Consider the following 18,356-nt stretch of genomic DNA (forward strand, 5'->3'; position numbering starts at 1 on the left):
TCAGGTGGACGGCCTGGGGGCATCCTGCCCTGGTGGGTGCGGACCTCCTGCCTTGGTGGGTGTCGACCTTGGTCGACACGCTTTTCGACCCCACTGCGTTGCCGGCCAGCGGCCGGCACTACCCGTATCACGGCAGCTTCGCGATCACCTTGATCTCGAACTGGAACCCATAGAGCCAGCTCACGCCGATACCGGTCAGGGTCGGGTGCGGCGCCTCGCCCCAGTACTCGGGCACGATCGCCCAGGCCTTCTCGAAGTTGGTTTCCGGATCGACCAGGAACACGGTCACGTCGATCACGTCATCGAACGTGCAGCCGGCAGCAGCCAACACCGCATTGAGATTCTCGAAAGCGCGGCGCACCTGCGTTTCGAAGTCTGGCTCGGGCGAGCCGTCCTCACGGCTGCCGACCTGGCCGGATACGAACAGGAAGCCGTTGGAACGGATCGCAGGCGAGTAGCGGTTGCGCTCGTACAGGGCCTGGCGGCCGGCGGGGAAAACGACATCACGCTGTGACATGGGGAAGATCCCGTGGGAGAGAACGCCATCCTCCCCGTCAGCGCTGTCTGGATAAACCGCGATGATCGGCCTAGATTGATTGTCAATTCCAAACAATCATGGCCCGCCATGGACCGTTTCGAGGCGATGCGGGCCTTTGCCCGGGTGGTGGAAACCGGCAGCTTCACCCGCGCCGCGCAGACCCTGCAGATCAGCCGCACCACGGCCACCCAGCTGGTGCAGCAACTGGAGGCACACCTGCGGCTGCGCCTGCTCAACCGCACCACGCGCCGGGTCAGCGTCACCGCCGACGGCGCGGCCTACTACCCGCGCATCGCCCGCCTGCTGGCCGAGCTGGAAGAAGTGGAGGGCGGGCTGGGCGACGCGGCCACCCAGCCACGCGGGCGGCTGCGCGTGGATGTGCCCGGGCCGTACGCGCGGTTGCGGCTGGTGCCGGCGTTGCCGGATTTCCAGGCGCGCTACCCGGAGATCCAGCTGGACATCGGCGTCAGCGACCGCGAGGTCGATGTCATCGCGGACAACGTCGATTGCGTGATCCGCGGTGGCACCCCCGCCGACCCGGCACTGGTGGCGCGGCCGCTGGCGGCACTGCCGATCGGTTTCCACGCCAGCCCCGGCTATGTGCAGCGTTTCGGCCTGCCGACCGACCCGCGCGCGCTGGAAGGACCCGACCACCACATGGTCGGCTTCCTCAGCCCGCGCAGTGGCCGCGCACGCGTGTTCGTTGCACAGCGCGGCGATGAACGCGTTGAGGTGCAGGGCCGCTATACGGTCGGCTTCGATGATGGAAACGCCTATCTGGCCGCTGCGTTGGCGGGGTTGGGCGTGGTGGTGCTGCCCAGCTACATGGCCGAGCAGCACGTGGCGCGCGGCGAGCTGCTGCCGGTGTTGCAGGACTGGCAGCTGCCGCCGATGCCGATGCATGTGATGTTCCCGCCGAACCGGCACATGAGCCAGCGGCTGCGGGTGTTCATCGATTGGGTGGTGGAAGCGTTGGGGTGAGTGCATCGGTCGCGTGCGAAAATCGGCGTGCACGTACTGGAGAACGCACACCCTGATGAGCCGCATCGTTGCACTGGATACCGAAACCACCGGCATCTCCCACCGCCTGGGGCACCGGGTGATCGAAATCGGTGCCGTCGAACTGATCGATGGCCAGCTCACCGGCCGCCAGTTCCACACCTACCTGCAGCCGCAGCGCAAGGTGGATTGGGGCGCACAGCGCGTGCACGGCATCAGCGATGCGATGCTGGTGGGCAAGCCGCTGTTCTCCAGCAAGGCGGCCGAACTGCTGGAGTTCCTGCGCGGCAGCGAGATGGTCGCGCACAACGCTACCTTCGATGTGGGCTTCCTGGACAACGAGCTGCGCCTGTCCGGTATCCCCGGCACGCTGGCCCAGCACTGCCGCATCACCTGCAGCCTGAAGCTTGCGCGGGGACGCTGGCCGGGTCAGGGCAACAAGCTGGATGATGTGCTGCAGCGCCTGCGCATTCCCAGCCAGCGCGGCCTGCATGGCGCGTTGAAGGATGCGCACCTGCTGGCGCAGGTGATTCCGCACCTGCGCTGAGGCCTGGCCGCTGTCACACCGGCCGCAACCAGCGCTCGATCATTGCAACGCCACAGGCCACCCCGTCCTCATGGCTCATCGTCGCGCCCAAGGCAGCAGCGCGTGTACGCGTTGCGTCGGTTTCAACAAAGGTGATGGCTGCCGCCAGCGTTGCTGCATCCAGTCGCTTCGCTGATAGCGGCGCCGGTGCCACCCGCACCCGATACAGACGATCAGCCCAGAAGAACTGATCGGCGGCGAACGGCATCACCAGTGAGGGAATGCCGGCGCGGCAGGCCGAATGCGTGGTACCGCTGCCACCGTGGTGTATGGCGAATGCGCAACGCGGGAACAGCGCTTCGTGTGGAGTCGGCCCCAGTACGAAGACCGAATCGGGCAAGCGCATCGCAGGCAGTCCCACCCAGCCAGGAAACAGCAGCACCCGGCGTGGCGCCAGCGCCTGCAGCAGGGCCGGCAACACGCGCTCGCGATCAAAGCCGGTCATGCTGCCGAAGCCCAGATACACCGGCGGCGGACCGGCATCGAGGAAGGCCTGCAGATCGGCCGGGGGTATCCAGGGCGCATCAGGAAGGCGCCATTGGCCACAGACGATGTGGTCGGCCGGCCAATCCGCCGGTGGCGGCAGCAGCTGCGGCGAGATGCCATAGAGCATCGGCAGGCCGGGCCACAGCGAGCGGCGCGGCGATTGCCCCAGCTGCTTGCGGGCTGCGTTGATCGGCCGACGGAACTGGCGCCAGATCAGGCCGTTGACCAGCCCATAGCTGGCGCGGTTCAACCAGCCCGGCGAGCGTCCCGGTGGCAGGAACGGAGAGCGGAAGGCCCGCGTCGGGGTCAGCGGGATCATGCCGGTGCCGATGACCGGCAGTCCGCGGCGTTCGCCCACGCTCATGCCGACAAAGGCCGCCAGGCCACCGGTCAGAATCGCATCGCAGCCTTCGGCAGCGGCATCGGCCTGGCGCATCCAGCCGCTGACATGCTGCAGCGCCATCCGTGCCAGCCCGCTACTGGCGGCGGCAACACCGTTGCCACGCGAGACCAGCGCGACCACTTCGTCATGGATGTCACCTTCAAGAGCTGCATGGGGCACATCCAGTGCCTGCGCGCTGCCCAGGGTGCCGCCATCGGCAAGCAGTGTCACCTCGTGGCCTGCGCCGATCAGCCCATGGCAGAGCATGGCCAGGGGACGCGTATCGCCTTCGGTTCCGTAGGTCAGGGCCAGCAGCCGCATGGAAAGCTCCGCAGTGAACCGGAGCAGTATGCCGGTTGGCGGGCTCCCGGCCCTGCCGGTTCAGCCGCAGCCTGTGGGTAACTTGCGCAAGTGCTTGAACCCGTGCATAATGCGCGGCTCGCTGTGTCCGGTTTTCTACCGGGCGGCGCCCCCGGGAGCACGTCCCCGGCCGCCCAACGCCAGCGTAACCCTTTGATTCTCTTGACGTGTGGTGGGCAACCATCGAGGCCGCCGTCTCCCGGGCTACGGGCTGACAACTACTACTATCGAGGTGCGCAATGTCCCGCGTATGCCAGGTTTCCGGCAAGCGAGTGCAGACGGGTAACAACGTCTCGCACGCCAACAACAAGACCCGTCGTCGTTTCCTGCCGAATCTGCACGAGCGCCGTTTCTGGGTGGCCAGCGAGAACCGCTGGGTCAAGCTTCGTGTTTCCGCGCATGCACTGCGCACCATCGACAAGAACGGCATTGATTCCGTTCTGGCTGAGCTGCGTGCGCGCGGCGAAAAGGTCTGAGGAGTAAAGCATCATGGCAGGCAAGCGCGATAAGGTCCGTATGATTTCCTCGGCCGGTACCGGCCACTTCTACACGACCGACAAGAACAAGAAGAACACCCCGGGGAAGATGGAATTCCTGAAGTACGATCCGGTCGTGCGCAAGCACGTCCTGTACAAGGAAGGCAAGATCAAGTAATCCGCAAGGATTGCTGGTCCCCGCGAAGAAACCCGCCCTTGTGGCGGGTTTTTTCATGTCTGGCATTCCAGGGCGGCTGCCGGCTGCTCCGCCATTGCCGTGGTGGGTGCCGACCGTTGGTCGGCACGCTGTCCGCCCGGTAGGTGCCAACCTTGGTTGGCACGCTGCTTCAACGCAGTCGAGCGCGGCTCGACTCTACAAAGGCCGGTGGGCAGAATGGCCCATCACCTCCCGACGGGCGACACGATGCTGTTCGAGTGGTTGCTGGGTTCCTACCTGCTGCTGATCGACTGGCTGATCCGGCTGGTCGCGCTGTGCTGGATTCCCACCCGCACCACGCCCGGCGCGGCGCGCAGCTGGCTGTTGCTGGTCGGCTTCGTACCGCTGCTGGGCCTGCCGCTGTACCTGCTGTTCGGCCATCCGTGGCTGTCGCGCGAGCGCATCCGCCGCCAGGCCGAGGCCTCGCAGGTGATCCGTGAGGAGCAGGCGCTGCAGCATCGCCTGCGCTGGACCCCACAGCCCGACACCGCCAGCGCCGAGATCGTGCCGCTGGTGCAGCGCCAGGGCGATTTCATGCCGGTGCACGGCAACGCCGTCGATCTGCTGACCGACTACGACGAGTCGCTGCACACGCTGATCGCCGACATCGACCAGGCCGAAGACCGCGTGCACCTGCTGTACTACCTGATGTTCGATGACGCGGTCGGCGAGGCCATTGTCGAGGCCTTGCAGCGTGCCGCCGCGCGTGGCGTGCAGTGCCGCGTGCTGCTCGATGCGGTGGGCGCCAAGCGTGGCCTGCGCGCCTATCGCAAGCGCCTGCAGGCGCGCGACATCGAAGTGCGCGCGATGCTGCCCGGTGGCCTGCGCTGGCGCCGCAGCGGGCGCATGGACCTGCGCAACCACCGCAAGATCGCGGTGATCGACAACGAAGTGGCCTACGTCGGTTCGCAGAACCTGGCGGGCCCGCAGTTCGTGCCGGGCCACCCGAACCGCGAGCTGGTGGCGCGCGTGCGTGGCCCGGCGGTGGCGCATCTGGAAGCCGTATTCGCCAGCGACTGGTACATGGAGACCGGCCAGCGCCTGGACGTCATCACCGATGTGCCCGAGTGCAGCGATGACATCGCTACCCAGCTGCTGCCCAGTGGCCCGGCCTACCCGTACAGCAACGCGCGTGATGCGGTTGCGGCGCTGATTCATCTGGCGCGACGCCGGCTGGTGATGGTCACCCCGTACTTCGTGCCGGACGAAGCCACACTGAGTGCGCTGCGTATCGCCGCATTGTCCGGCGTGCAGGTGCAGCTGATCCTGTCGGCAAGCAACAACCAGCGGCTGACGTCCTGGGCGCAGGAGGCGTACTACGATGAACTGCTGCGCTGTGGCGTGCGCATCGCCCTGTACGAACCGCAGTTCCTGCACGCCAAGCACATGAGCGTGGACGAGGACATCGCCGTGCTCGGCTCGATCAACATGGATATCCGCTCGTTCGCGCTGAATGCCGAGATCGGCCTGATCTGCTACGACCGCGCGCTGGTGCAGCAGCTGTGCGCGATCGAGGATGGCTACCTGCGCGAGTCGCGGCAGCTGGACCTGCAGCAGTGGCGCAGCCGCCCTACGTGGCGGCGCAGCCGCGAAGGTATTGCACGGCTGGCCGATGCGTTGATGTGAAGCAATGCCGGCCGCCCATTCCGGCAATCCGGCCCGTCATCGCCGATGGCCTACAATTGGCACATGACTGATTCACCGCGTAATGGCGAACTGGACCTGGCAATCATCGGTGGTGGTGCGGCCGGGGGGCTGGTGGCGATCCAGGTGTTGCGCCAGGCCAAGGCGCCGCTGGCGCTGGCCATCTTCGAACCCGCCTCGCAGCTGGCCCAGGGCATCGCCTATGCCACGCCGTGGCCGGAGCACCTGCTGAACGTGCCGGCGGCGAAGATGAGTGCGTTTGCCGATCAGCCCGGCGATTTCCTCGACTACCTGATGGCCGCCAATGCCTACCCGGGCGAGGCGCGCGAGGTGCTGGGCGAGCGCTATGTGTGCCGCCACTACTTTGCTGCCTACCTGCAGCAGCGCCTGCAGGAGGCCGCTGCGACCAGGCCGGCACAGCTGCAGGTGATCGCGCAGCCGGTGCTGGGCCTGCAGCCGGATGACCATGGTTACCGGCTGCAGCTGGGCGATGGCCAGACGCTGCATGCCGCGCAGGTGGTGCTGGCCACCGGCAACAGCATGCGACCGCTGCCGGTAGCCGGTGCCGAGGCACTGCCCGCCGATGACGTGATCGAGGCCTGGGACTACGACGGCGTGCGCACCCTGGCCGGCGAGCAGGCCGTGGCCATCGTCGGGTCCGGCCTGAGCATGGCCGACACCGTGTTGGCATTGGTCGCCGCCGGCCACACCGGCCCGCTGCACGTGATCTCGCGCCACGGCCTGCTGCCGTTGCCGCATGCGCACGGCGGCCTGCCCACGTTCGACCCGGCCACGCTGTTGCCGATGAACCTGCGCCAGCGCCTGCACGCATTGCGCGGGTTCGCACGCCAGGCCCAGGCCGACGGCCTGCCGTGGCAGGGCGTGATGGACCGCATCCGCCCGCACGGGCAGGCGCTGTGGCGCAGCCTCGACGAGGCCGACCAGCGCCGCTTCCTGCGCCATGTGGTGCGCTACTGGGACGTGCATCGCCACCGCATCGCCGAAGAGGTGGACGCGCAGCTGCAGGCGCTGATCGAAAGCGGCCAACTGCGTGTTCACCTGTCCCGCCTGCAACGCGTCGGCCGCGAGGGCGATGCCCTGCGGCTGTCGGGTCGCGATGCCACCGGCAATGAACAGCAGTGGACGATCAGCGGCGTGATCAACGCTACCGGCGTGGAAACCCGCGCCAGTGCGCTGCGCAACCCGCTGCTGCAGCAGCTGCAGGCCGATGGGCTGGCCCGCCCCGGCCCGCATGGGTTGGGCCTGGACAGCACGGTGCCGGGCGACCGCCTGTGTGCTGCCGGGGGCCAGCCGCAGGCACGGCTGGGCGTGCTCGGCAGCCTGCGCATCGGCAGCCTGTGGGAAAGCCTGGCGGTGCCTGAACTGCGTCAGCAGGCGCAAGCACTGGCCACCCAGGTGGTCGCAGGAGCCGCGACGGCGATGCCGTAAAATGGGGGCATGGATGTCTCCCACCTGCTTGATGGCCTGAACCCGGCCCAGCGCGAAGCCGTCTCCGCTCCCCCCGGCCACCACCTGGTGCTGGCCGGTGCCGGTTCCGGCAAGACCCGCGTACTCACCCACCGCATCGCCTGGCTGCATGAAGTCGAAGGCGTGCCGACCCATGGCATTTTCGCGGTGACCTTCACCAACAAGGCGGCCGGTGAAATGCGCCACCGCATCGACGCGCAGCTGCCCAATGGCAGCCGCGGCATGTGGATCGGCACCTTCCACGGCCTGGCCAACCGCCTGCTGCGCCTGCATTGGCAGGACGCCAAGCTGCCCGAAGGCTTCCAGGTGATGGATTCAGATGATCAGCTGCGGCTGGTCAAGCGCGTGGTGCAGGCGCTGGAACTGGACGACGGCAAGTACCCGGCCAAGCAGATCGCCTGGTGGATCAACGAACAGAAGGATGAGGGTCGCCGCCCGCAGCACATCCAGCCCGAGCCGCATGATGCGTGGCTGGAAACCATGCGCCAGGCCTATATCGAATACCAGGCACGCTGCGACCGCGCCGGCCTGGTCGACTTCGCCGAGCTGCTGCTGCGCGCCCATGAACTGCTGCGCGACAACCCGGCGCTGCTGTCGCACTACCGTGCCCGCTTCCGCGAGATCCTGGTGGACGAGTTCCAGGATACCAATGCCATCCAGTACGCCTTCGTGCGCGTGCTGGCCGGCGATTCCGGCCACGTGTTCGTGGTCGGCGACGATGACCAGGCCATCTACGGCTGGCGCGGCGCCAAGGTCGAGAACGTGCGGGGCTTCCTGCGTGATTTCCCAGGTGCGCAGACCATCCGCCTGGAACAGAACTATCGCTCCACCGCCAACATTCTCGGCGCCGCCAATGCGGTGATCGCGCACAACCCGGATCGCATCGGCAAGCAGCTGTGGACCGATAGTGGCGACGGAGAACCGATCGACCTGTACGCGGCGTACAACGAGATGGACGAGGCGCGCTACATCGTCGAGCGTGCCCGCCAGTGGGTGCGCGACGGTGGCAGCTACACCGAAGTGGCCGTGCTCTACCGCAGCAACGCGCAGTCGCGCGCGCTTGAAGAGGCGCTGCTGAGCGAACAGGTGCCCTATCGCGTGTACGGCGGCATGCGCTTCTTCGAACGTGCCGAAATCAAGGACGCGCTGGCTTACCTGCGCCTGCTGTCCAACCGCAACGATGACGCCGCCTTCGAGCGCGCGGTCAACACGCCTACCCGGGGCATCGGCGACCGCACGCTGGACGAAGTGCGCCGCGAGGCGCGCGCGCAGGGCATCTCGCTGTGGGAAGCAACGATGCTGGTCACCCAGGGCAACGCGCTGGCCGCACGCGCGCGCAATGCACTGGCCGGCTTCCTGGGGCTGGTCAACGAGCTGCAGGCGCAGACCGTGCACATGACCCTGGCCGAGCGCGTGGACCACGTGCTGGCCCGCTCGCAGCTGCGCGAGCACTGGAGCAAGGAAAGCCGCAATTCGCTGGATTCGGAATCGCGCACCGACAACCTCGACGAACTGGTCTCGGTGGCCTCGCGCTTCGTGCGCCGCGCAGACGATATCGAGGAAGTGGGCGAGGACATGGACGAGCTGGTCGCGTTCCTGGCCTACGCCGCGCTGGAGGCCGGTGAAGGCCAGGCGCAGGCCGGCGAGGACGGCGTGCAGCTGATGACCCTGCATTCGGCCAAGGGCCTGGAATTCCCGCTGGTGTTCCTGGCAGGCATGGAAGACGGCCTGTTCCCGAGTGCACGTTCGCTGGAGGAAAGCGGGCGGCTGGAGGAAGAGCGTCGCCTGGCCTACGTCGGCATCACCCGCGCGCGCCAGAAGCTGGTGCTGAGCTACGCCGAGTCGCGCCGCATCCATGGCCAGGACAACTACAGCCTGCCGTCGCGCTTCCTGCGCGAGATTCCGCGCGAGCTGCTGCACGAAGTGCGCCCGAAGGTGCAGGTCTCGCGGCCGGCCTCGATGGGTGCCAGCCGGGTGATGGGCCATGCCTCGATCGAGGCGCCGCCGGTCAAGCTCGGCGCGCTGGTCACCCATCCCAAGTTCGGCGAAGGCATGGTGACCGACTACGAAGGCAGCGGCGCCCACGCCCGCGTGCAGGTCGAGTTTGCCGACGCCGGCAGCAAGTGGCTGGTGATGGCGTATGCCAACCTGACGGTGATCTGATCGCCGTCGAGGAGTGGCCGGAACACCTGTAGAGCCGAGCCCATGACCCGCAACGTGCTCTTCCTCCGCAGCCAGAACCGCCTGCGCAGCCCGACGGCCGAGCAGGTGTTCGCCGAGTGGCCGGGCATCGAAACCGCATCGGCCGGGTTGCTGGCCGACGCGGATGAAGTGCTCAGCCCGGAGCTGCTGCAGTGGGCGGACCTGGTGTTCGTGATGGAGAAGGCGCACCGCAACCGCCTGTCCAGCCGCTACAAGACATGGATGAACGGCAAGCGAGTGATCTGCCTGGATATCCCGGATGACTACGACTACATGGACCCGGTGCTGGTGGAGCTGCTCAAGCGCAAGGTGACCCCGTTCCTGCGCTGACCGCCAGCTTTGAAGAGCCGAGCGTCAGTCCTGCGCCTTTGAACCGGCCGCCGCATCCTGTTCGGACATCGACTGCTGCAGGCTGCTGGTGAAACTCTTTACCGCGCGCTCCAGTGCGATCTCCCAGTTCTCCCGCGAGGCCACCTGGAAGATGTTTGCTCCGTGGCCGGAAGCCGTGAAGGTGCGTGTCTGCCCGTCCTTGCGCGCCGTCACCTGCACCGCGATGTCTGCAAGCATCTGCTGGGTGTACGTCGCTGCGCGCCAAACATTCACCGGAGAACTTACCGAAAGATCGGTCAGCGTAGCCTCCAGGCGCGTGCACGACGCTTCGCAGTTGTCTGCAGTCCGGTAACCCATGTTGCGCAGGGCCTGGATCATGATCTCGCGGGCCTTGTCCGAGGCCGTGGACGTCTCCAGTTCCACCAGTACACCATTGCCGGCACGGATGACACCGCCGATGTTCTTTGCGCGCGCTGCCGATTGCACCTGCGGGAAGTACTGGGGGCGGTTGTCGCGCACCGACGCAACCACTACCACCGGACCCTGTTCCGGGTTCACCCGGATGTCGGGCACGTTCACGCGCACCACTTCGGTGCGGATGCCGCAGCCGGTGAGCAACAACAGCAGTGCCGGTGCAATGATCGACTTCATATATTCCCCCTGATGGAATGGTGTCCTTGCGCCGCGCATTATCAGCTCGGCTGACAGACAGGGGGAGTGGCTTTGGTCAGGGAGACGCAGCCGGGCACGGCTCGGTCCTACAATAGGCGGCGACATCTTCCAGGAACGCCTCCATGACCGAACCCACGCTGCACGTCACCGTGAAGTTGAACGCCCGGCTGCAGCCGGAGCATCGCCACGAACTGTTCGAGGATCCGCTCGATGCGCTGCTGCAGGCGGCCCAGGTGGGCGAGCTGACTGGCGGCGGCACCGCGATGTCCGATCTCGGCGAGGTCGAATACGGTGATATCGAAGTTGCCCTGGTCGATGCGGCCGGCGTGCCGAAGCTGATCGACCTGCTGGAACAGCTGGGTGCACCGAAGGGTTCGCAGCTGCAGGGCGCGGGTGAAGCCGACCGCAGCTTCGGCGTGACCGAAGGCCTGGGCATCTACCTGGATGGCCTGAACCTGCCGGACGAAGTCTACGAGCAGTGCGATTCCAACCACGTGTTCGAACAGCTGTCGGAGAACATCGACGGCCTGGGCGAGATCTGCAGCTGGTGGCAGGGCCCGACCGAGACCGCGCTGTACATGTACGGCGAATCGTTCGAAGCGATGCGTGATGCGATTGCCGAATTCGTGGGCAGCTATCCGCTGTGCCAGAACGCACGCGTGGTGCAGATCGCCTGAAGGTAGGGGCGCTGTAGAGTCGAGCAAGCTCGACTCTACGGCAGCAGGTTATCGGCCGGCTGACTGCCGGGCGTTGTCGCGCAGCGCCATGTCCTTGCCGATCTGGTAGCCGCCGAACAGCACCGCCAAGGCGATGATCGCAGCGACCATGATGGACTTCTGGGAACTCCAGACGGGCGGCTTGTTGTCCTGCATGTCGGTCGTCCTTGGGCGCGGCAGTGCGCCGCCCGCCGAGCATGCGCCGCCCGACCGGTGCGTGCAAGCGGGCGGTGCGCACACGCCAATGCGCGGCGCCGGATTGATTCTGCTCAAGGCACGGCCTGCACATCCGGTGTGCAATGGTGTCGTTCCCATCTGGCAGATCGCTACGGAGCCCCACCATGTACAAGCGCATCCTGATTGCCACCGACGGATCCGAGCTGGCCGACAAGGGCCTGGCCAAGGGCCTGGAGCTGGCCAAGGACCTCAATGCCGAGGTCGATATCGTGACTGTTTCCGAGCCATGGGCCGTCGGCATGTACGATGCCATGGGCTGGAGCGTGGGCTACATGAACAGCCCGGAGTACAAGGCCGACCGCGAGGAAGGTGCGCAGAAGGTGCTGCAGCCGGCGCTGGCCAAGGCGGCCGAGCAGGGCATCACCGCCAATCCGGTGCACGTGCTGGACCGCTACGCAGCTGACGGCATCATCGAGACCGCCGGCGAGCGCAACAGCGACCTGATCGTGATGACCTCGCACGGCCGCCGTGGCGTGACCCGCGTGCTGCTGGGCAGCCAGACCGCCGAAGTGCTGGCACGCAGCACGCTGCCGGTGCTGGTCATCCGCTGATCCACACCCACTGATTCAAGCGTTCCCGGGGAGGGGACCCGACGCCGGCCGCAGGATGCGCGCCGGCGTTGCTTTTTTGTCGGGGATCGGGGGGCGGATCCACGCATGGCGTGGATCTACTGATAGGCGGTCACCCACGCATGGCGTGGATCCACGTTCGTTGTCCCGGTAGATCCACGCCATGCGTGGATGGGCCGTGCCGATGGCCTTGAGGGGTCAGAGCCCTTTCCTGTGGAGAGGGATCCGACCCCGGTCACCTCACCAGCTGTACAGCTTCCAGTACACCGGCGACACACCGTCCTTGTCGTTGTCGAAACGGCCGTCGCCGTTCTTGTCGTACATGTAGAACGGAGCACCGCGCGACGGCGTCACCTTGACCATGCGCAGCTGGCCGGACACACGGTATTCCTCGATGACATCGCCGTTGTCCATGGTGCGCTTGGAGACATCGGCGCCCTTGACGTCCACCGGGGGAGCACCTGCGGCACCCATGCTGGCGCAGCCAGCGAGCAGGAGCAGGGAAGCCAGCATCAGGGTCTTCATCGGCGGGGGCCTTTGCCTGGAGAGAGCCCTGATTATGCCCCATCGCCAGGTGCGTGCCGTGTCGTCGCGGTGCAGGCACGGGCGCGTAGAATCGGCCCATGAGCAGATTAGTCCTGATCGACGGGTCCAGTTACCTGTACCGCGCGTTCCACGCGCTGCCGCCCCTGTCCAATGCACAGGGTGAACCCACTGGCGCACTGTTCGGCGTGGTCAACATGCTGCGTTCGACGCTGAAGGAACGCCCGGCCTACGTCGCGTTCGTGGTCGATGCGCCCGGCAAGACCTTCCGTGACGACCTGTATGACCAGTACAAGGCCAACCGCCCGCCGATGCCCGATGAGCTGCGCAGCCAGGTCGAGCCGATGTGCCGCATCGTCGAGGCGCTGGGCATCAGCATCCTGCGCGTCCCCGGCGTGGAAGCCGACGATGTGATCGGCACGCTGGCCCTCCAGGGCCTGGCGCAGGACCTGAAGGTGACCATTTCCACCGGCGACAAGGACTTCGCCCAGCTGGTGCGCCCGGGCATCGAGCTGGTCAACACCATGACCGGCAGCCGCATGGATTCGGATGCGGCGGTGATGGAGAAATTCGGCGTGCGCGCCGACCAGATCATCGACCTGCTGGCGCTGATGGGCGACGCGGTCGACAACGTGCCGGGCGTCGAGAAGTGCGGGCCGAAGACCGCTGCCAAGTGGCTGGCCGAGTACCAGCACCTGGATGGGGTGATGGCGGCCGCGCCGACCATGAAGGGCAAGATCGGCGAAAACCTGCGCGCCGCGCTGGAGCGTCTGCCGCTGAACCGCGAGCTGGTGACCATCCGCACCGACCTGGCGCTGGACGCCAGCCCGACCACGTTGGCCCTGCGCGAGCAGGACGTGCCGGAGCTGACCGAGCTGTATGCGCGCTACGGCTTCACCCAGGCGCTGAAGGAGCTGGGTGCGCCGGTGCCGGCACCGGTGGCCGCCAGCGAGGCGACCCCGAGCCTGCGCGGCACTGCGGCCGGCTTCGCGCGTGGCAGCGTCGAGGCGCCCGCCGCCGGCACGCTGGATCCGGCACTGTCCGCGCCGGGTGAATACGAGACCGTGCTGACCAGCGAGCAGCTGCAGGCCTGGGTCGAGCGCCTGCAGCAGGCCGACCTGATCAGCTTCGATACCGAAACCGATGCGCTGGACGCGATGCGTGCGCGCCTGGTCGGCATCAGCCTGGCCGTCGAGCCGGGCAGGGCGGCGTACATTCCGGTCGGCCACGATTACCCGGGTGCGCCGGCCCAGCTGCCGATGCAGCAGGTGCTGGACGCGCTGCGCCCGGTGCTGCAGGACCCGGCGAAGAAGAAGCTGGGCCAGCACGGCAAGTACGACCTGCACGTGCTGCGCCGCCACGGCGTGCAGGTGCAGGGCTACCACGACGACACCATGCTCGAGAGCTTCGTGCTCAATTCCACCGCTACCCGCCACGACATGGATTCGCTGGCGCTGCGCTACCTGGGCTACAGCACCATCAAGTTCGAGGACGTGGCCGGCAAGGGCGCCAAGCAGATTCCGTTCTCGCAGGTCGGCATCGACGAGGCCAGCCGCTACGCCGCCGAGGACGCCGACATCACCCTGCGCCTGCATCACGCGCTGCAGCCGCAGCTGCTGGCCGAGCCGGCGCTGGACAGCGTTTACTGCGGCATCGAGATGCCGCTGGTGCCGGTGCTGGCCAGCATCGAAGCCAACGGCGTGCGGGTCGACACCGACGAACTGCGCCGGCAGAGCCAGGACCTGTCTTCGCGCATGCTGGCCGCGCAGCAGAAAGCCACCGAGCTGGCCGGGCGCAGCTTCAACCTGGATTCGCCCAAGCAGCTGCAGGCGGTGCTGTTCGACGAGTTGAAGCTGCCGGCGGTGGTGAAGACCCCCAAGGGCCAGCCCAGCACCAATGAAGAGGCGCTGGAGGCGATTGCCGACCAGCACGAGCTGCCGCGCGTGATCCTGGAGTACCGCGGGCTGGCCAAGCTGCGCAGCACCTACACCGACAAGCTGCCGGAGATGGTCAACCCGGACACCGGCCGCGTGCATACCAGCTACCACCAGTCCGGTGCCGCCACCGGCCGCCTGTCCTCGTCGGACCCGAACCTGCAGAACATCCCGATCCGCACCGAGGACGGCCGTCGCATCCGCCGCGCGTTCGTGGCGCCGGAGGGCTTCCAGCTGCTGGCGGCCGACTATTCGCAGATCGAACTGCGGATCATGGCCCACCTGTCCGAGGACCCGGGCCTGGTGCGTGCCTTCGAGCAGGGCGCCGACGTGCACCGTGCCACCGCCGCCGAGGTGTTCGGGCGCACGCTGGAGGAAGTGACCCCGAACGAGCGCCGCGCCGCCAAGGCGATCAACTTCGGGCTGATGTACGGCATGAGCGCCTTCGGCCTTGCCCGCAACCTGGGCATCGACCGTGGCCAGGCGCAGGACTACGTGGCGCTGTACTTCAGCCGCTACCCGGGCGTGCGCGATTTCATGGAGCGGATGCGCCAGCAGGCCCGCGACCAGGGCTATGTGGAAACCCTGTTTGGTCGTCGCCTGTACCTGAACGACATTCATGCACGTAACCAGGGCCTGCGCGCCGGTGCCGAACGCGCGGCGATCAACGCGCCGATGCAGGGCACCGCCGCCGACATCATCAAACGCGCGATGGTGGACGTGGACCAGTGGCTGCGTGACAGCGGCGCACCGGCACGGATGATCCTGCAGGTGCACGATGAACTGGTGTTCGAAACCGAAAGCAGTTTCGTTGAAGACTTGCGTTTGCAGGTGGTGGAGCGCATGTCGCAAGCGGCCAAACTGCGGGTGCCGCTGGTGGTCGATACCGGCGTCGGCAACAACTGGGACGAAGCGCACTGAGGGCATTTCAGGCCGAAAACGACGTGAATTCGTTCATTCGTCAGAGGTTTCTGACTCGATCATGAATGTTGTCCTGATCGAGGTTCATTAAATTGGGCCCCTTCACGAACCGTTAGTGTTCGGAGTGCTTCTATAACTCTCGACAGGCGCAACGCCTGTTGTGGATCTCTCCCATCCCCTGGAGCAGATCTCGGAACGGGGACTCCTCCCCAAGTGCCCGTTCCCCGGCCCCGTTGACCTCCCCCTGGTCAGCGGGGCTTTTTATTTGTGCCGCCGCAGCACCAGGGATGGGGTCAGATCCTTGGTGCTAGGCTGGGCTACCGTCCCACAGGGGAAGACCATGCCCGATCTGTTTGCACTGGCAATGCCCTGGTGGGAGTTCATCCTGCGCGCGGTGGTGGTCTATGTCGTGGTGCTGGGCATGGTCCGGCTTGGCGGCAAGCGGGCTCTAGGGCAGATCACGCCCTTCGACGTGCTGTTGATCGTGCTGCTGGGCAATGCGGTGCAGAACGCGCTGCTGGGCACCGATACCTCGCTGGGCGGCGGCCTGCTGCTGGCCGCGACCCTCATCCTGCTCAACTATGGGGTGGGCTGGCTGAGCACCCGGAATCGACGCATGGAGCGGATGATCGAAGGAGAACCTACCGTAATCGCGCGCGATGGCCGGCTTTTGGAGGGTGTTCTCCGCCGCGAACTGATCAGCCGGGCCGATTTCGATGCTGCGTTGCGCCAGCAGGGTGGCCTGCGGATCGAGGATGTGCAGATCGCCCTGCTGGAGACGACCGGGCACATCACCATCCTTCCGCGGAAGGGCACCTGATCGTGCAGCACCGAGCATGGGCTCGGCGCTACAGGGCATCATTCACGGTGTGCAGCGGGTATTGCCGGCCGCCGGTTTGCGCTCGTAATAGGCGAATCGATTGCCGCTGTCGATACCGACCAGGTTGCCGTTCTGCAGCAGCTGCAGCACGAAGTCGCTGCCGATATCGCGGTGGATGAGGATGCGGCCATCGCGCAGGCTTGCCCGCAGTGGCTGTTCGCGACCACCGGCCTCAACCACACCACCCTCGAGGAAACGCAGCTGCGACAGCGCGCTGCGCTCGGCTTCAAAGCTGCCACAGGGCAGTGCGGCGGCCGGCACCGACGTGAGCGCTGCCGCGGGGGCGCTGGCGAGAACGGCAAGGTCCTTGGCCGGACCGCAGGCCGGGGCATCCGCGCGCTGCGCACAGGACCGCTGCAGCGCATCGCGGGCCTCCTGCAGGCGGCCACTGCTCCACAAGGTTTCGGCGGTGTCGGCGCAGAACGTTTCGCCCTGTTGCACGCGGCAAAGTTCGATCAGTTCATCAAGCTGTGCAGGTGGCAGAGGCGCATCCACGGAATGCTGCAGGCCGAGCAGGGCCTTGCCCATCATTTCCGAGGCAATCTCTTTGGCTGCCGTCATGCAACCCTCGGCGTCGAACGAGGGCAGCTCCTCCCTGCAGATCTCGGGAATCGGCGGTTCTTCCTTTCTGGGCGCTGCGTCCTTGGCCTGCTGCTGGTAGGTCTCCAGCAGGCGCATGCAGGCTGCGCCCACGCCCTCGGCGCACCAGGCGTGCAGTTTCACGGGTGCGGCCTCTGGCAGCGCCTCCAGGCACTCGGAGGTGTTCATCACGCAACCGCCCTCGACGGGCTGCGGCATCGTCTTGCAGGCGGCGGCGTGCTCACGGGTGAACTCGCGATAGGGCGTGCTGATCGTGCGGTCGTTGTCCGAGAAGTACCAGTTTTCCAGCTGGCCCGTGGACAGGTTGCCGGTACCGAGCACGTCTTCCTGGCGGGCGATGCGCAGCTCCTCGGTGGCCTGGTAGGGGCCGGACAGGAAGCCGTGGCCTTCGCTCTCCAGGGTCAGCGTGGTGTTGCCGTTGCTGTCCTTGTAGGTGCCGCAGGCCATCGACTGAGCGGCGGCCGGCAGGCTGGCCGAGGCCAATGCAAGCAACAGCAGGGAGCGCCAGCCCACAGCGCGGGGGCGGGGGGAAACAGCAGCGGGCATGGGGTCATCCTTGAAGGAAGTGAGCAGGGCCTGTCCGGTGCGGGGCGCACCACAGGCAGGAGAGGGCGCCACGGGTCAGGCGTGGCGCCGGAAGATCAGAGCCAGTCGCGCGGCACCAGATAGTCGGCCAGGCGCGCCTCGGCGCTGCCCGCTTCCGGGACGAAGCCGTACTCCCAGCGCACCCGCGGCGGCAGGCTCATCAGGATGCTCTCGCTGCGGCCGCCGCTCTGCAGGCCGAACAGCGTGCCGCGGTCGTAGACCAGGTTGAACTCCACGTAACGGCCGCGGCGGTACAGCTGGAACTCGCGCTCGCGCTCGCCATGCGCGGTGTCCTTGCGCTGCTGCACGATCGGCAGGTAGGCGTCGAGGAAACCATCGCCGACCGCACGCAGATAAGCGAAGTCGCGCTCGAAGTCGCCGTGCAGGTCGTCGAAGAACAGCCCGCCGACGCCGCGCGTTTCATTGCGGTGGCGCAGGAAGAAGTACTCATCACACCAGCGCTTGTGCGCGGCATAGCGTTCGTCGCCGAACGGAGCACACAGATCGCGTGCCACCTTGTGCCAATGCTGCACGTCCTCGTCGAACGGATAGAACGGGGTCAGGTCGAAGCCGCCGCCGAACCAGCTGGCCACCACTTCACCGTCGCGCTGTGCCTGGAAGAAGCGCACGTTGGCATGGGTGGTCGGCACGTAGGGGTTGAGCGGGTGGAACACCAGCGACACGCCGGTGGCGCGCCAGGAGGCGCCGGCCAGTTCCGGGCGGTTGGCCGAGGCCGACGGCGGCAGGCGGCTGCCGGACACATCGGAAAAGCCGATACCGGCCTGCTCGAACACCGCGCCGTCGCGCAGCACGCGGGTGCGCCCACCGCCGCCCTCGGCACGCTGCCACAGGTCTTCCTGGAAGCGGGCCCGGCCATCGACGGCCTCGATCGCCGCACAGATGCGGTCCTGCAGGTCGGTGAGGTAGGCGCGCACGCGCTCGAATTCGTTCATGGCGCGTACTTTACCGCAGGGCCCGCCCGAAGCTGCGG

General features: G+C 66.8%; 19 protein-coding genes. 12 read left to right on the forward strand and 7 right to left on the reverse strand.

Annotated features, from left to right (window positions below):
* Positions 1-127: 127 nt before the first annotated feature.
* Positions 128-517, reverse strand: a complete 390-nt coding sequence (locus JLDANKMP_RS16150) for a RidA family protein (protein ID WP_212561633.1) — start codon at positions 515-517, stop codon at positions 128-130.
* A 108-nt stretch (positions 518-625) separates the two neighbouring features.
* Between JLDANKMP_RS16150 and JLDANKMP_RS16155 the strand changes: the two genes are divergently transcribed.
* The gene (locus tag JLDANKMP_RS16155) at positions 626-1,519 is read left to right on the forward strand and encodes a LysR family transcriptional regulator (RefSeq protein WP_212561634.1); all 894 of its coding nucleotides are present in this window, start codon (positions 626-628) and stop codon (positions 1,517-1,519) included.
* Positions 1,520-1,574: 55 nt separating this feature from the next.
* Positions 1,575-2,084: a DNA polymerase III subunit epsilon gene (dnaQ, locus tag JLDANKMP_RS16160; protein ID WP_005411640.1), complete on the forward strand. Its 510-nt coding sequence runs from the start codon at positions 1,575-1,577 to the stop codon at positions 2,082-2,084.
* 13 nt (positions 2,085-2,097) lie between these two features.
* On the opposite strand, the gene JLDANKMP_RS16165 is transcribed toward dnaQ, so the two are convergent.
* Positions 2,098-3,312: a glycosyltransferase gene (locus tag JLDANKMP_RS16165; protein ID WP_212561635.1), complete on the reverse strand. Its 1,215-nt coding sequence runs from the start codon at positions 3,310-3,312 to the stop codon at positions 2,098-2,100.
* Positions 3,313-3,590: 278 nt separating this feature from the next.
* Between JLDANKMP_RS16165 and rpmB the strand changes: the two genes are divergently transcribed.
* The 6 genes from rpmB to JLDANKMP_RS16195 all read left to right on the forward strand — a co-directional run bounded on the left by rpmB (position 3,591) and on the right by JLDANKMP_RS16195 (position 9,708).
* Positions 3,591-3,827, forward strand: a complete 237-nt coding sequence (rpmB, locus tag JLDANKMP_RS16170; protein WP_005411638.1) for a 50S ribosomal protein L28 — start codon at positions 3,591-3,593, stop codon at positions 3,825-3,827.
* 10 nt (positions 3,828-3,837) lie between these two features.
* Entirely contained in the window at positions 3,838-4,005 is a 168-nt protein-coding gene (gene rpmG, locus JLDANKMP_RS16175; protein ID WP_169411268.1) for a 50S ribosomal protein L33, read from the forward strand.
* A 246-nt stretch (positions 4,006-4,251) separates the two neighbouring features.
* Complete coding sequence (cls, locus tag JLDANKMP_RS16180; RefSeq protein WP_088429534.1) at positions 4,252-5,670, forward strand: cardiolipin synthase; 1,419 nt, start codon at positions 4,252-4,254, stop codon at positions 5,668-5,670.
* Between the two features lie 45 nt (positions 5,671-5,715).
* Positions 5,716-7,137 (forward strand): FAD/NAD(P)-binding protein, encoded by a 1,422-nt coding sequence (locus tag JLDANKMP_RS16185; protein WP_212561636.1) that lies wholly within the window; start codon positions 5,716-5,718, stop codon positions 7,135-7,137.
* 9 nt (positions 7,138-7,146) lie between these two features.
* Positions 7,147-9,339, forward strand: a complete 2,193-nt coding sequence (uvrD, locus tag JLDANKMP_RS16190; protein ID WP_212561637.1) for a DNA helicase II — start codon at positions 7,147-7,149, stop codon at positions 9,337-9,339.
* A gap of 42 nt (positions 9,340-9,381) precedes the next feature.
* The gene (locus JLDANKMP_RS16195) at positions 9,382-9,708 is read left to right on the forward strand and encodes a low molecular weight protein tyrosine phosphatase family protein (RefSeq protein ID WP_212561638.1); all 327 of its coding nucleotides are present in this window, start codon (positions 9,382-9,384) and stop codon (positions 9,706-9,708) included.
* 24 nt (positions 9,709-9,732) lie between these two features.
* Here JLDANKMP_RS16195 and JLDANKMP_RS16200 read toward each other — a convergent pair whose 3' ends face one another.
* A complete protein-coding gene (locus JLDANKMP_RS16200; protein ID WP_060380864.1) occupies positions 9,733-10,359 on the reverse strand; it encodes a hypothetical protein in 627 nt (208 codons plus the stop codon).
* A 143-nt stretch (positions 10,360-10,502) separates the two neighbouring features.
* Here JLDANKMP_RS16200 and JLDANKMP_RS16205 point away from each other — a divergent pair, with 143 nt between their 5' ends.
* The gene (locus JLDANKMP_RS16205; protein WP_005414893.1) at positions 10,503-11,057 is read left to right on the forward strand and encodes a hypothetical protein; all 555 of its coding nucleotides are present in this window, start codon (positions 10,503-10,505) and stop codon (positions 11,055-11,057) included.
* Between the two features lie 48 nt (positions 11,058-11,105).
* On the opposite strand, the gene JLDANKMP_RS16210 is transcribed toward JLDANKMP_RS16205, so the two are convergent.
* Positions 11,106-11,252, reverse strand: a complete 147-nt coding sequence (locus JLDANKMP_RS16210; protein WP_005411630.1) for a hypothetical protein — start codon at positions 11,250-11,252, stop codon at positions 11,106-11,108.
* 185 nt (positions 11,253-11,437) lie between these two features.
* Here JLDANKMP_RS16210 and JLDANKMP_RS16215 point away from each other — a divergent pair, with 185 nt between their 5' ends.
* Positions 11,438-11,884 (forward strand): universal stress protein, encoded by a 447-nt coding sequence (locus JLDANKMP_RS16215; protein ID WP_005411629.1) that lies wholly within the window; start codon positions 11,438-11,440, stop codon positions 11,882-11,884.
* A 258-nt stretch (positions 11,885-12,142) separates the two neighbouring features.
* On the opposite strand, the gene JLDANKMP_RS16220 is transcribed toward JLDANKMP_RS16215, so the two are convergent.
* Positions 12,143-12,427, reverse strand: a complete 285-nt coding sequence (locus JLDANKMP_RS16220) for a DUF2782 domain-containing protein (protein ID WP_212561639.1) — start codon at positions 12,425-12,427, stop codon at positions 12,143-12,145.
* Between the two features lie 98 nt (positions 12,428-12,525).
* Between JLDANKMP_RS16220 and polA the strand changes: the two genes are divergently transcribed.
* Both polA and JLDANKMP_RS16230 read left to right on the forward strand, forming a co-directional pair.
* A complete protein-coding gene (gene polA, locus JLDANKMP_RS16225) occupies positions 12,526-15,300 on the forward strand; it encodes a DNA polymerase I (protein WP_212561640.1) in 2,775 nt (924 codons plus the stop codon).
* 340 nt (positions 15,301-15,640) lie between these two features.
* Positions 15,641-16,120, forward strand: a complete 480-nt coding sequence (locus JLDANKMP_RS16230) for a YetF domain-containing protein (protein WP_212561641.1) — start codon at positions 15,641-15,643, stop codon at positions 16,118-16,120.
* Between the two features lie 42 nt (positions 16,121-16,162).
* Here the strand turns inward: JLDANKMP_RS16230 and JLDANKMP_RS16235 are convergent, their stop codons facing one another.
* Positions 16,163-17,326 (reverse strand): hypothetical protein, encoded by a 1,164-nt coding sequence (locus JLDANKMP_RS16235; protein WP_212561642.1) that lies wholly within the window; start codon positions 17,324-17,326, stop codon positions 16,163-16,165.
* A gap of 95 nt (positions 17,327-17,421) precedes the next feature.
* A complete protein-coding gene (gene hemF / locus JLDANKMP_RS16240) occupies positions 17,422-18,318 on the reverse strand; it encodes an oxygen-dependent coproporphyrinogen oxidase (protein WP_005411624.1) in 897 nt (298 codons plus the stop codon).
* Positions 18,319-18,356 lie beyond the last annotated feature (38 nt).

It is taken from the genome of Stenotrophomonas sp. PE591 (assembly GCF_018320795.1).
GTDB lineage: Bacteria > Pseudomonadota > Gammaproteobacteria > Xanthomonadales > Xanthomonadaceae > Stenotrophomonas > Stenotrophomonas maltophilia.

Coding starts and splice junctions, on each gene's coding strand:
- JLDANKMP_RS16185 (WP_212561636.1), top strand. CDS start 5,716: ATGGCCTACAATTGGCACATGACTGATTCACCGCGTAATGGCGAACTG.
- cls (WP_088429534.1), top strand. CDS start 4,252: ATGCTGTTCGAGTGGTTGCTGGGTTCCTACCTGCTGCTGATCGACTGG.
- JLDANKMP_RS16215 (WP_005411629.1), top strand. CDS start 11,438: ATGTACAAGCGCATCCTGATTGCCACCGACGGATCCGAGCTGGCCGAC.
- JLDANKMP_RS16205 (WP_005414893.1), top strand. CDS start 10,503: ATGACCGAACCCACGCTGCACGTCACCGTGAAGTTGAACGCCCGGCTG.
- JLDANKMP_RS16220 (WP_212561639.1), bottom strand. CDS start 12,427: ATGAAGACCCTGATGCTGGCTTCCCTGCTCCTGCTCGCTGGCTGCGCC.
- JLDANKMP_RS16210 (WP_005411630.1), bottom strand. CDS start 11,252: ATGCAGGACAACAAGCCGCCCGTCTGGAGTTCCCAGAAGTCCATCATG.
- JLDANKMP_RS16235 (WP_212561642.1), bottom strand. CDS start 17,326: ATGCCCGCTGCTGTTTCCCCCCGCCCCCGCGCTGTGGGCTGGCGCTCC.
- dnaQ (WP_005411640.1), top strand. CDS start 1,575: ATGAGCCGCATCGTTGCACTGGATACCGAAACCACCGGCATCTCCCAC.
- JLDANKMP_RS16155 (WP_212561634.1), top strand. CDS start 626: ATGGACCGTTTCGAGGCGATGCGGGCCTTTGCCCGGGTGGTGGAAACC.
- JLDANKMP_RS16230 (WP_212561641.1), top strand. CDS start 15,641: ATGCCCGATCTGTTTGCACTGGCAATGCCCTGGTGGGAGTTCATCCTG.
- hemF (WP_005411624.1), bottom strand. CDS start 18,318: ATGAACGAATTCGAGCGCGTGCGCGCCTACCTCACCGACCTGCAGGAC.
- polA (WP_212561640.1), top strand. CDS start 12,526: ATGAGCAGATTAGTCCTGATCGACGGGTCCAGTTACCTGTACCGCGCG.
- JLDANKMP_RS16195 (WP_212561638.1), top strand. CDS start 9,382: ATGACCCGCAACGTGCTCTTCCTCCGCAGCCAGAACCGCCTGCGCAGC.
- JLDANKMP_RS16165 (WP_212561635.1), bottom strand. CDS start 3,312: ATGCGGCTGCTGGCCCTGACCTACGGAACCGAAGGCGATACGCGTCCC.
- JLDANKMP_RS16150 (WP_212561633.1), bottom strand. CDS start 517: ATGTCACAGCGTGATGTCGTTTTCCCCGCCGGCCGCCAGGCCCTGTAC.
- uvrD (WP_212561637.1), top strand. CDS start 7,147: ATGGATGTCTCCCACCTGCTTGATGGCCTGAACCCGGCCCAGCGCGAA.
- JLDANKMP_RS16200 (WP_060380864.1), bottom strand. CDS start 10,359: ATGAAGTCGATCATTGCACCGGCACTGCTGTTGTTGCTCACCGGCTGC.
- rpmB (WP_005411638.1), top strand. CDS start 3,591: ATGTCCCGCGTATGCCAGGTTTCCGGCAAGCGAGTGCAGACGGGTAAC.